General features: G+C 43.9%; 10 protein-coding genes. 5 read left to right on the forward strand and 5 right to left on the reverse strand.

Annotated elements, in window-relative coordinates:
• Positions 1–50: 50 nt before the first annotated feature.
• Positions 51–1,040, reverse strand: a complete 990-nt coding sequence (locus H6H03_RS07655) for a vitamin K epoxide reductase family protein (RefSeq protein ID WP_190954541.1) — start codon at positions 1,038–1,040, stop codon at positions 51–53.
• Between the two features lie 134 nt (positions 1,041–1,174).
• Positions 1,175–2,023: a photosystem I biogenesis protein BtpA gene (btpA, locus tag H6H03_RS07660; protein ID WP_190954542.1), complete on the reverse strand. Its 849-nt coding sequence runs from the start codon at positions 2,021–2,023 to the stop codon at positions 1,175–1,177.
• A gap of 810 nt (positions 2,024–2,833) precedes the next feature.
• On the opposite strand from btpA, the gene rimO reads away from it, so the two are divergent.
• The 3 genes from rimO (at position 2,834) to H6H03_RS07675 (ending at position 6,597) form a co-directional block, all read left to right on the forward strand.
• Positions 2,834–4,153 (forward strand): 30S ribosomal protein S12 methylthiotransferase RimO, encoded by a 1,320-nt coding sequence (gene rimO, locus H6H03_RS07665; RefSeq protein ID WP_190954543.1) that lies wholly within the window; start codon positions 2,834–2,836, stop codon positions 4,151–4,153.
• Positions 4,154–4,274: 121 nt separating this feature from the next.
• Positions 4,275–5,813 (forward strand): DEAD/DEAH box helicase, encoded by a 1,539-nt coding sequence (locus H6H03_RS07670; protein ID WP_190954544.1) that lies wholly within the window; start codon positions 4,275–4,277, stop codon positions 5,811–5,813.
• Positions 5,814–6,018: 205 nt separating this feature from the next.
• Positions 6,019–6,597: a Uma2 family endonuclease gene (locus H6H03_RS07675; RefSeq protein ID WP_190954545.1), complete on the forward strand. Its 579-nt coding sequence runs from the start codon at positions 6,019–6,021 to the stop codon at positions 6,595–6,597.
• Positions 6,598–6,641: 44 nt separating this feature from the next.
• On the opposite strand, the gene H6H03_RS07680 is transcribed toward H6H03_RS07675, so the two are convergent.
• The 3 genes from H6H03_RS07680 to H6H03_RS07690 form a co-directional block, all read right to left on the reverse strand.
• Entirely contained in the window at positions 6,642–7,589 is a 948-nt protein-coding gene (locus H6H03_RS07680; protein ID WP_190954546.1) for an aldo/keto reductase, read from the reverse strand.
• Between the two features lie 122 nt (positions 7,590–7,711).
• The gene (locus H6H03_RS07685; RefSeq protein WP_190954547.1) at positions 7,712–8,119 is read right to left on the reverse strand and encodes a type II toxin-antitoxin system VapC family toxin; all 408 of its coding nucleotides are present in this window, start codon (positions 8,117–8,119) and stop codon (positions 7,712–7,714) included.
• A complete protein-coding gene (locus H6H03_RS07690; RefSeq protein WP_190954548.1) occupies positions 8,116–8,331 on the reverse strand; it encodes a DUF2811 domain-containing protein in 216 nt (71 codons plus the stop codon). Before H6H03_RS07690 ends, H6H03_RS07685 begins: the two co-directional genes overlap by 4 nt.
• Positions 8,332–8,639: 308 nt before the next feature.
• On the opposite strand from H6H03_RS07690, the gene H6H03_RS07695 reads away from it, so the two are divergent.
• Positions 8,640–10,124 carry a BCD family MFS transporter gene (locus tag H6H03_RS07695; RefSeq protein ID WP_190954549.1) on the forward strand — a complete coding sequence of 495 codons (1,485 nt, stop codon included), beginning with the start codon at positions 8,640–8,642 and terminating at the stop codon, positions 10,122–10,124.
• Between the two features lie 116 nt (positions 10,125–10,240).
• Complete coding sequence (locus H6H03_RS07700; protein WP_190954550.1) at positions 10,241–11,047, forward strand: inositol monophosphatase family protein; 807 nt, start codon at positions 10,241–10,243, stop codon at positions 11,045–11,047.
• The last annotated feature ends 549 nt before the right edge of the window (positions 11,048–11,596 follow it).

Here is an 11,596-nt window from a genome sequence, read left to right on the forward strand (position 1 = left end):
CAATACCAGATCTAAAAGCCAAATAGCCAAAAACACCCTTGTGTTGGCAATTACTTGAAATATTTGAAGTTACGAGGGCCTGTGTAACCAGAAACTTTGGCTAGTTCCTCTAAGTTTTGCACTCCACTATAGCTTTTCCCATTGATAATCCAAGTCGGGAAGCCTTCAATTTTTGCAGCTTGACACAGTTCTGGTTGAGCTTTGAGTCCTGGAGGGGCGCACTCTACCTTAATATTATTGTTGATTTCTTGATAAGCTTCTTTGCCAAAGATCAGCTTTTGTTCGTGGCAGTGAGGACACCAAAAAGCGACGTATTCCTTAGCACCTATCTTCACCAGATGTCGTGCTAGGGCTATTTCTGCCTCACCAGAGGTGGTATTGATTTCCCACCCCCCTATTGCGGGGTTAGGATCTTCTTTGGGAACAAAGGAAATTTTTACAGGTTGTCCAGGAGTTCCCGGTGTAACATCTGATTGATTGACGCCAGCATAAATGCCTAAAGTACCGATCAGTGTCACCATACCGACGATCAAGGCGGTAAACAAGATTTGTCCAATATCTTCCCAAGTACGACCAATAATTGTCAGTACCAAAAGACTAGTGGAGAACAAAGCTGAGCCGATACAGTAAGGACAAACGGCTTTGATTTGGAATGCCAGCAGGTACATTAAGTAACCGCTAAACACAGACATAGCGATCGCACCCACTAACAATAGCCACCACGTCAAATTTTCCAGTTGCTTGCGACTATTATTATTGTCTGGTGAGGAAAATACCAAAGGAGCCAAAGCAAATATCAGCATACTGGTGTATGCCAAAAACCCAAACAAAGCTAATGGCTGACCAAAAACTGTTGCCCAAGGACTCGAAAGCACATCATTACAGCCTTTGACACCAGCCTGTGCCACACAAGCTGCACTGCCTCCTGTCAACTTTTCTATGGTGAGATAACCTGTCGTCAGGGCACCACATCCAGCGATCGCGGCAATCAATGGACGTGACCATTTATGAATCCAAGGAGTAGAACGGCGGCGAATCATAAATATTGGGGAATGGGGATTGGGTACTGGGGATTGGGGATTGGGAAATGGGCAAAACCCTTCGGGCAGGGAAAAGGGAAAAGGGGGGATCTTGCCTTTGCCCTTTGCCCCTTGCCCCTTGCCCCTTGCCCCATTTAAGAATGCAATTTCACTTGTCCTGGTGACTTGCTTTCACTTTTGGAGTTCCAACTGCGACGTGCGGCTTCCACAAATTGACTGACGCGAATGGGGTCAATTGGTTGCTCTATCCGTCCGTGACGTTTCAAGGAACTGGAAACTATGACACCATCTGCTGCTTGCATTAATGTATCAATATTTTCCCAATTTGCCCCACTACCGATGAACACTGGCGTTCCAGCTGCCGCACCACAAGCTAATTCCAAATCTTCTAAGTTAGGAGGGCTACCAGTAGCCCAACCAGACAATATAACCCCGTCTGCTAAACCCCTTTCAATGGTGTCCTTGACGGCGACTGTGAGATTTGGAGAACTCAAAGGACGGGCGTGTTTTACCAAAACATCGGCCAGGATTTTAACATCGCTGCCTAACTCCCGTCGATAGCGCAGTAGTTGATGGGCTTCTCCCTCAATTAATCCCTGGTCAGTTGCCATCACTCCTGTGAGGACGTTGACGCGGATAAATTGTGCCTGGACACAGCTGGCGATCGCCATTGCACTTTTGGCGTCGTTTCGCAACACATTTAAGCCCACTGGCAATGTTACCAAGTTCTGTATCCGCTGCACCACAATGGTCATGGCACTCACAACCACTGGATCTACTTGGTTTTTGGTAAACGGCGCGTCGAAAAAATTCTCTACAATCATGCCGTCAACACCTCCGCTTGCTAAGGCTGCGGCTTCTTGTTCGGCGCGGTCAATTACCGCTTTGAGGCTACCTCCCCAACGGGGTGAGGTTGGCAGTGGTAGCAGGTGAACCACGCCAATAATTGGTGAGCGAGTTTTAAATAGCTGATATAAGTCCACGTCTTTAATTATTGCGAGGGATTAGGGATTGGAGACTAGAGATTAGAGGCTAGTACTACAACACCCAAATATACCTACAATTCAAAATACCCGAAAAGCTTGACTCATCAGCTTTTTGAATTTTGAATAATTTTGCATAAGTCAATTTTACAAAATTCGGCACTCAGAATTCAGAACTCACAACTGAGCAATCTCAATACCCCAATCCCCTTGTCCCCTTGCTCCCTTGTCCCTTTTTTTAACTTGGTCGGTTTACTGCCTCCTTCCGAAGATGGAAATTGGCGTCAAACTTGTCATAAGATATGTTAAGATAAAACCTGGCTACAAGAGGAGTTTGCCACTCACAACACGCAAGGCAGCTTTCCGTGGTTTAGGCGTCTCGTCCGCGCACAGTCGTAGGACTAACCGATCGCCAAGGTACCATTACTGCTTTATGGGCGTAGTCGCGAAGGCGATTTCCCTGAGGGTAGCGACTTCTCACAACAAGCCCTTTGGGCGGCTTCCCGATGGGGTAGGTTAACAACGCACACGCTGTGGTAATGTAAAATACCAATAGGCCAATTGTTAAAAAACATTACAAGTGTCAAATGTACCCAAAGACACTTCAATTTACCCTGGGGAACAAATTGATAGAAGTATCATAACATGACCTCTATTTTTATAATCGATGGGGTCATAGGTCAACGGGCATTTGCTGACAGTGGGAATTTACCGCTGTTAATCTTCTCATGAGGATGCTGATAAAAAAAGCTTGCGTTAGTGCTGGAATGAATTTGATTACAAGAAAAAAACTGAAAATTTTTTCAAAATATGGGTGACAAGCCAACAATTGCCATTTCTCACCTGGGCTGCGAGAAAAATCGAATAGATACAGAACACATGTTAGGAATGCTCGTAGAAGCAGGCTACGGTGTAGATACAAATGAAGAGTTAGCAGATTACGTTATTGTTAATACATGTAGTTTTATTGAAGCGGCGAGACTTGAATCTGTCAGGACTTTGGTAGAACTGGCAGAAGCAAACAAAAAAATCGTGATTACTGGCTGTATGGCGCAACATTTCCAAGAACAACTTTTGGATGAGTTGCCGGAAGCAGTAGCGGTAGTAGGTACAGGTGATTATCACAAAATTGTAAATGTAATTGAGCGTGTAGAACAAGGCGAACGGGTCAAACAGGTTAGTATCGAACCAACCTACATTGCCGACGAAACTACACCGCGCTATCGCACTACAACAGAGGGCGTAGCTTACCTCAGGGTTGCCGAAGGATGTGATTATCGTTGTGCGTTTTGTATAATTCCTCATTTAAGAGGGAACCAGCGATCGCGTACTATAGAATCGATAGTCGCTGAAGCCGAGCAGTTAGTTAGTCAGGGAGTACAGGAAATTATTTTAATTTCCCAAATCACGACTAATTACGGTCTAGATATTTATGGTCAGCCAAAGCTAGCCGAATTACTCCGAGCTTTGGGGAACGTGAATGTACCGTGGATTAGAATCCACTACGCTTATCCCACGGGATTGACACAAGATGTAATAGCGGCAATCAAAGAAACACCCAACGTCTTGCCTTATCTCGATTTGCCCTTGCAACATTCTCATCCAGAGATTCTCCGTGCCATGAACCGTCCTTGGCAAGGGCGTGTAAATGATGGGATTATAGATCGCATCAAAACGGCACTACCAACAGCTGTATTGCGGACAACATTTATTGTTGGTTTCCCAGGAGAAACAAGCGAGCATTTTGAGCATCTACTAGAATTCGTCCGGCGGCATGAATTTGACCATGTTGGCGTCTTCACCTTTTCACCAGAAGAAGGAACCCCCGCCTACAACCTGCCAAATCAGTTATCTCAAGAAGTGATGGACAACCGCCGAGATCGACTGATGGAACTCCAGCAACCGATTTCCCAAAAGAAAAATCAACAGGAAGTAGGCAAAATCGTCGATGTCCTGATTGAGCAAGAAAATCCTGAAAGTGGTGAATTAATCGGTCGTTCAGGTAGATTTTCTCCAGAGGTCGATGGCCAAGTATATGTCCAAGGACAGGCAAAGTTAGGAACCATCGTGCCAGTAGCGATTCACCACGCTGATACATACGACCTATATGGTCGCGTTGTCAATAACTAATTAGTCATTAGTCATTAGTCATTAGTCATTAGTCATTAGTGAATAACCAATGCCCCATGCCCAATGCCCTGTTTGGCCAATGACCAATCGAAAAATCCTTAGATAAAATTTAGGAGAATTGATGAATCTTTCGTTTCAAGAATTAGGTATTTCCCAAGAACGCGTCGAGCAATTAGAAAAAATTGGCTTTACCACACCTACTAGTATTCAAACCCAAGCAATTCCCCAACTATTGGCGGGTCGCGATGTAGTTGGTCAATCTCAAACTGGGACAGGTAAAACAGCAGCATTTTCACTGCCAATTTTAGAACGGCTGGATATTAATCAAAAAGCTGTGCAGGCCTTGATTTTAACGCCAACTCGTGAATTAGCCATGCAAGTTCACGATGCGATCGCCCAGTTTATCGGCAATGACGGATTGCGGGTTTTAGCAATCTATGGCGGTCAATCAATTGAACGGCAAATGTTACAGCTCAAACGTGGCGTTCACATCGTTGTCGGCACCCCAGGACGAGTAATAGATTTGCTCGATCGCGGTTGTTTGAAGCTCGATCAAGTAAAATGGTTTGTCTTAGATGAAGCCGATGAAATGTTGAGCATGGGCTTTATTGATGATGTCATAAAAATCCTCTCCCAAGCACCTACAGATCGCCAAACAGCTTTATTTTCGGCGACAATGCCGCCATCGATTCGTTCTTTGGTGAACAAGTTTTTGCGATCGCCAGCAACAGTCACCGTCGAGCAACCAAAAGCTGCGCCTAACAAAATCAATCAGGTAGCTTACCTAATCCCTCGTCACTGGACAAAAGCCAAAGCTTTACAGCCAATTCTGGAAATGGAAGATCCAGAAACAGCTTTAATCTTTGTTCGCACCAGACGCACCGCCGCCGAACTCACCAACCAACTGCAAGCTGCGGGTCATAGTGTGGATGAATACCACGGTGACTTGTCCCAACAAGCACGGGAACGGTTATTGAGCCGATTCCGGAATCGTCAAGTACGTTGGGTAGTAGCAACTGATATTGCGGCACGCGGATTAGATGTCGATCAACTCTCCCATGTGATCAACTACGACTTACCTGATAGCGTAGAAACTTACGTTCACCGCATTGGTCGTACTGGTCGTGCTGGTAAAGAAGGAACCGCAATTTCTTTAGTACAACCATTTGAACGGCGCAAGCAGCAAACATTTGAACGTCATAATCGCCAAGCTTGGCAAGTGTTGTCAATTCCCACACGCGCACAAATTGAAGCACGGCACATCTTGAAATTACAAGAGCAAGTGCGCGAAGCTTTAGCTGGCGAACGTTTGGCTTCATTTTTGCCCATCGTCAGCGAATTAATTGAAAAATATGATGCTCAAGCGATCGCTGCTGCTGCATTGCAAATCGCTTACGACCAAACTCGTCCTGCTTGGTTGCAATCCGACGTAGAAATTCCCCAAGAGGAACCAGCCACTCCCAAACCCAGACTCGCCAACGGCAAGCGCCGGGAATCTTCTGGCGATCGTCCCCGTACTAGCTGGAAATCAGATAGCAGCACAACAGACGAAGAAAGAAGTGGTACTCCCAAGCCCAAACTCCGGACAAGCCGTCGCGATGCTTCTGTGTCACCCACTCAAAAGTTAGGTTCGCCTACAGCTAGGGAATCTGCTTCTTAGTTATAAGTTAATGAATTTTGGGTTTTAGATTTCTAATTTTTACTTCAATCCAAAATTCAAAATTCAAAATCTAAAATTGAGAGAGTTAAGAGTTGAGAGTTAGAGTTAAGATTTTGACTTTGGACTCTTGACTTTTTGACTTTTTGGGTAACTTCTTCTACATGTTTGTAGGAAGATGAATTAAAGATGCATTCTTCGTGGTCTTATGTTCAGTATTCCAGACTTAGAGCAACTACAAGCAGAGCATCCAGAATGGCAAATGGAGCTGGTAGACGGAAATATAATTGTTATGGGGCCATCAGATTATGAGTCAGAAGAAATAGGCGCTGAGTTAATTCGATTACTTGGCAATTGGGTGCGTCCACGAAAATTAGGACGGGTGACTGGTTCCAGCGCCGGTTTTATTTTGCCTACATTAGAAACAGAAAACGGCAAAGAAGCTGATAACGAGAAACGAAATCTCCGCGCTCCTGATGTGTCTTTTGTTCGTGCTGATAGACTTAAAATTAGCAGGCGTGACTTTGTGGAATTAGTGCCTGATTTGATGGTTGAGGTAAAATCTAAGTCAGATCGGATTAAACCATTGGTAGAAAAGATTCAGCTATTTTTACAACTGGGATCTACAGTTGGTATTCTCATCGATCCTGACAAATTAACGGTCACAGTTTATCGCCTCAACCAAGAACCGATAGTTTTGCAGGACAACGACAAACTGACACTACCAGAATTATTACCAGGTTGGGAACTAGTAGTGTCAGAACTTTGGCCTCCGGTGTTCGAGTAGAGACGTTGCATTGCAATGGGTAGAGACGTTGCAATGCAACGTCTCTACAGCCAAGGACGGCTAACTTTTTCTAACTCTTGAATTTCATCCTCGTTCAATCTCCAACCCAAAGCGCCGACATTTTGACGTACATGTTGGGCTGTCTTCACTCCAGCAATGGGAATGACATTACCTTGACAAATTAACCAATTGAGAGCGACTTGGGCTGGGGTGCGATCGTATTTTTCTCCAAAACTGCGTAGCAAAGATATTACTGGTGCAATTTTTTGTAAGCCTTCTTTAGTAAATCTTGGGTCTATTTTTCTTGCACCAGTGGGAGTTTGGGCACTATCAATAGTGTATTTGCCTGTGAGTAATCCCTGAGCTAAAGGACTATAAGCCAACAGAGTAACACCCAACTCACGGGCAGTTGCTACAATACCCTTACTTTCAATTTGGCGAGTCAGTAAAGAATAGCGTACTTGGTTTACAGCCAAAGGCACTCCACGGTCTGCCAAGATTTGATGGGCGTCTCGCATTTGCTCTGCTGAGTAATTACTCACGCCGATCGCAGCAATTCTACCGCGTTTAACTTCATCGGCTAAAGCATTCATCAGAGTTTTTTGGCTTAAAAAGAAAGCAAAAGGCCAATGTACTTGGTAGAGGGGGATTTGCTCTACTTGTAAGCGTTTAAGACTCTCTGTTAAAGCATCAGAGACAGATTGACCTGTAAATCGCCACGGTAGAGGGCCAAATTTTGTGGCGATTTGCACAGGTTGTTGTGTCTGTTGCATAAATTCGCCCAAAAATTTCTCTGATAATCCCATTCCGTAGATTTCCGCAGTATCGAAGAAGTTAACTCCAGCTTGTAGTGCTGCGGTGAATGCTTCTTTTAACTGTTCTGGACCGTAGCCGTTGCCATAATTCCAAAAGAGTTTATCACCCCAAGCCCAAGTGCCTATGCACAAAGGTGTAACAACTGGGCCGTTTTGCCCTAATGTAATGGTTTCCACGGTTGCAAAATTTAATTTATTTACATTTCTTTACTTTTTTAGTGTAGCGTTACAGACAAGATTGGGTATGGGGCATTAGACGCGATCGCTCAAACTGACAATGTTTCAACTGACTTGGTAATTCACAGTGACCACAATTCCAGCCTCTTAAACCAACTCAAATCTCTGTAATCCAATGTCCAAACACTAGCATCATAAAGTTGAGCTACCGCTACAACAGAGGCATCCTCTAAACTTCCTTGCCAGTCTGGTATCTGGCGAACCATGCTGTAAATCTCCTGAAACATTTCCATGCTCACTGGTACAGTGACTGTGTTCTCACTAATGACACTTAGTGCAGTCATAGCAGCACGGCTAGATTGTTCTCGCAGCACAAACTTGTAAACTTCAAACAGTACTGGTAGAGGGGTTAGAACCTCACCAAACAAAGCTGGTAACTTACTAAAACCCGCTTTGGATTCTTCATGGTAGTTATCTTGGAGAGAAACCAGGGCAATTAGGGGGCCTGCATCCAAAACGAGACGCTTCATCCTTGTATCAAATAGTCCTCATTAACTGAAGCGTCTATAGGAGCATTTTCTACAATTCCTGCCAGCGATAGTAGCTTTGAACCATTTTTGGGGCGTAACTTTTCCGCCAGTGCTGCCTGTATAACACTTGATGGGTTTTGCTCTGGGTGATCTTTTAAGTATTGGTCGAGTTGTGCCCACAACTCGTCAGGAATATAGAGTGTCCGTTTCATTTTATCAGCGTCTAAAGGTACAACACTAGTTGTACTCTTATTGTACTTGCTGGAAGGCGATCGCTATTTTTTAGCTAGTTCCTGCTCAATGTTGTGATGATTCTTTGTTTCAGCTTCAGCATATCGTCATAGTTAGTTGTACTTTTTTGTCAAAAACAAGATGCGATCGCGGCTTGCAACCAAGCCATAAAAACTCATCCTAAATTCTGGAGATAAGTAGGGTGCGATCGCTCCTTTGCAGCGAGTAGGGTTTATCTTTATTTAAAGAGAGAGAGATTAAATCCTATAAAGCATACGAAAAAGTAGCTATGGCCACCAGCGATATTTCACCGAATCCGGAATCAAATCCTTCGGTATCTTTGCAATCATTACCCAGGCTTAATTTATTAACAATGTTCCGACTGGGTTTGTTTCAGATGGGATTAGGCATCATGTCGCTTCTCACCTTGGGTGTACTGAATCGAGTGATGATTGACGAGTTGAAAGTCTTGCCATTAATCACAGCTGCTGCTATTGCCATGCACCAATTTGTTAGCCCTGCACGAATTTGGTTTGGGCAGATGTCCGATGCTAAGCCATTGCTGGGCTATCATCGCACTAGCTATGTCTGGATTGGTGCAATCTTATTTACAACTATATCTTTCTTGGCTCTCCAAGTAGTCTGGCAATTAGGTAGCAGTTTGCAAACTACTGGCTGGAGTTTCCAAACTTATAGTTGGGCGGGAGTGCTGGCATTAATTTTTGCTGGATATGGTTTAGCCTTAAGTGCTAGTTCCACACCTTTTACTGCTCTTTTGGTAGATGTTACCGATGAAGATAACCGTTCTAAATTGATTGGCATTGTCTGGTCAATGCTGATGATTGGTATTGTAATTGGAGCAGTGGTAAGTTCCAGGTTGCTAGAAAGGCCAGAAATTTGTGGGACGGCTCTTTTAACCTACAACCCCTCTGAGGCAAACAAAGTTGTTGACATAGCTAAACTCCAATCCACAATCAACCCAGTTTTTATAATCATGCCTGCCATCGTCTTTGGACTATCGCTGCTGGCAACTTTCGGCGTGGAAAAAAAGTATTCTCGTTTCACAACACGTTCTTCTTTAGTAGGTAGAGAAGACCAGATAACTTTGGGTACAGCTTTACGAGTGCTGACTGCTAATCGCCAAACGGGAGTATTTTTTGGCTTTCTGTTGGTGTTGACTATTAGTATTTTTATGCAGGATGCAGTTTTAGAACCTTATGGTGGTGAAGTTTTTGGGATGTGTATTTCCCAAACCACCAGACTAAACATTCCTTTTGGCATAGGTACTCTCATTGGAATTTGCTCTACTGGTTTTGCACTTTTGCCGCGCTTAGGTAAGAAACAAACTACTAAAATTGGATGTATCAGCGCCGCCGTCTGCTTTGTCTTAATCATTATGTCCGGATTTAGCGCTAACCCAAGTTTATTAATGGGTAGTCTGTTTTTTTTCGGTCTGTCATCTGGAGTGATTACAGCTGGTGCTACCAGTTTGATGTTGGATTTAACTGCTGCTGAAACGGCAGGTACATTTATTGGGGCTTGGGGATTATCTCAAGCAATGGCTAGGGGACTGGCTACAATACTTGGTGGAGCAGTATTAAATTTAGGTAAAATGCTGTTTCCTTTGCCAGTGTTAGCATACAGTACAGTGTTTGCGGTGCAAGCAATAGGTATGCTCATCGCTGTTTGGTTACTCTGGCGGGTGAATGTCAAAGAATTTCAGACCAATGCCAAAACTGCGATCGCCTCTATCCTATCAAATGAACTCGATTGAACTTTACCCTCCCAAGCAAAGATGCAAAAACCCTTTGCGTCTTTGCGCGGCAGTCGCTCATGGGGTAAACCCCCTACGTACCCGTCGCTGCCTTGCCTCTGCGTGAGAATTAATCAATGAATGATTTTTGGACTACAGTTATTGATTTTGCCCAAACAACCACTACCAGAGTGGGCAACCAATTAATGCAAGATTTTGGGCAAGTACAGGCTTCGCAAAAAGCCGATGGTACTTTGGTAACGCGATCTGATACATGGGCAGATCGAGAAATTCGGGATGCGATCGCTTCTAATTTTTCTGGTTATGGTATTTTGACTGAAGAAAGCGATCGCTCTTTTCCCGGTACTGAGTGGTGCTGGGTAATTGACCCCCTCGATGGTACAACCAACTTCACACGCGGTATTCCCATCTGGTCAATTTCTCTGGGTTTACTGTATCAAGGCACTCCAATTTTTGGTTATGTTTACGTACCACCCCTGAACCAAGCTTTTCATGGTTTTTGGCCGGGTTCATCTGGGATAACCACACCAACTGGAGCATTTCTCAACCATCACCCCATTCACACCAGTAGTGATAGTCCCAGCAATAATCACTTTTTTAACCTCTGTTCCCGTAGCACCGCAATTATCCGCAACGGCTTTCCCTGTAAAATCCGCATGTTGGGTGTAGCTAGCTATAACTTTTTGACAGTTGCTACTGGGGCGACTCTCGGCGGAATTGAGGCAACACCAAAAGTTTGGGATTTAGCAGGTGCTTGGGTAATTGTCCAGGCTGCTGGCGGTGTTTGGTCATCGCTGAATTCTGAGCCGTTTCCGTTGTTACCCGGAGTCGATTATAGCGATCGCTCTTTTCCTACCCTCGTGGTTAGTCGCCCAGAACTACTTCCCGTGTTTGAACCTTTTCTAGAAGGCATAAAACTTTAAGGCTTTAATTGGCTGCCTAGAAAAAAATAATTTTTTCAAAAATTTTTTTAGGCAGCATACTATACAAAACTAAATGAAACCTTTGTCAAAGAACGGTTTAAGTATAATTAAAACTCTCGTCCATTATTTGGCAAATGCACTACCAGTATAAATGCTAATTTGCACTGTGTTGGGGCTTGCCTTACACTGGGTCACTGACTATAGCAAAGTGCTGAGTATACAGCCAGTTGCTTGATTGCTTCTTTGCAATTAACACCGTCTTAACCCATGTGACTACAGCGATAGATAAAAATTTATGTTGTCTAATTTAGATTTGATTCGAGAGTTTATCAAAAACTCTATCCACAAAAAAGACATTTTATTGTCAAACCCTTCTTTCACAGCGCAAACAGTTTATAAAGCTAACCAGCTGAGTGCAAAATCTGAGGGTGTGATTGCGATCCCCGGATTTCTCACAAAGATATAAAAAAAAGGGGTCAAAAACTGCGAAAATGTATATAGGATAAGCATTTCAGCAGTTATTAAGCATGACCCCAGCATTTACAGATC

This window comes from Nostoc paludosum FACHB-159 (assembly GCF_014698835.1).
Lineage (GTDB): Bacteria > Cyanobacteriota > Cyanobacteriia > Cyanobacteriales > Nostocaceae > Nostoc > Nostoc paludosum.

Coding starts and splice junctions, on each gene's coding strand:
- H6H03_RS07655 (WP_190954541.1), bottom strand. CDS start 1,040: ATGATTCGCCGCCGTTCTACTCCTTGGATTCATAAATGGTCACGTCCA.
- rimO (WP_190954543.1), top strand. CDS start 2,834: ATGGGTGACAAGCCAACAATTGCCATTTCTCACCTGGGCTGCGAGAAA.
- H6H03_RS07670 (WP_190954544.1), top strand. CDS start 4,275: ATGAATCTTTCGTTTCAAGAATTAGGTATTTCCCAAGAACGCGTCGAG.
- H6H03_RS07675 (WP_190954545.1), top strand. CDS start 6,019: ATGTTCAGTATTCCAGACTTAGAGCAACTACAAGCAGAGCATCCAGAA.
- H6H03_RS07685 (WP_190954547.1), bottom strand. CDS start 8,119: ATGAAGCGTCTCGTTTTGGATGCAGGCCCCCTAATTGCCCTGGTTTCT.
- H6H03_RS07690 (WP_190954548.1), bottom strand. CDS start 8,331: ATGAAACGGACACTCTATATTCCTGACGAGTTGTGGGCACAACTCGAC.
- H6H03_RS07695 (WP_190954549.1), top strand. CDS start 8,640: ATGGCCACCAGCGATATTTCACCGAATCCGGAATCAAATCCTTCGGTA.
- H6H03_RS07700 (WP_190954550.1), top strand. CDS start 10,241: ATGAATGATTTTTGGACTACAGTTATTGATTTTGCCCAAACAACCACT.